The following is a 316-nucleotide window of genomic DNA, read 5'->3' as shown; positions in this document are numbered from 1 at the left end:
CTCACGCTTAACGGTGCGATTAATGGCGCCCCTTTTAGCCTGGATACACAGGCTCAGCCGCTGACCACAGCGAAGCGCTCTGAATTGCATATCAAGCTCGACCATCTGCCAATCCATTCCTTCTCGGCGCCCTTTGTACCTGAGTTGCGAGCGACACTTACCACCGATCTGAAATTAACAGCCATGATGGGAGAGAGCATTACAATTGCTCAAAGCGGCTCTTTTCGGGTAGATGACTTTAACTGGAATCAGGCTGATCTTGATGTTAGTCAGCAGTTACTTACATGGGATGGTTCGGCTGACGTGGTTCTTCGTT

General features: G+C 50.0%; 1 protein-coding gene. It reads left to right on the top strand.

What is annotated here, in order from left to right; translation table 11 throughout:
• On the top strand, positions 1-316 hold a 316-nt coding region (locus QWI17_RS14865; RefSeq protein WP_302723314.1), incomplete at both ends, for a DUF748 domain-containing protein.

It is taken from the genome of Gilvimarinus gilvus (genome assembly GCF_030518155.1).
Classification (GTDB): Bacteria; Pseudomonadota; Gammaproteobacteria; order Pseudomonadales; family Cellvibrionaceae; genus Gilvimarinus; species Gilvimarinus gilvus.
This window is presented reverse-complemented; position numbering and strand designations above follow the sequence as displayed.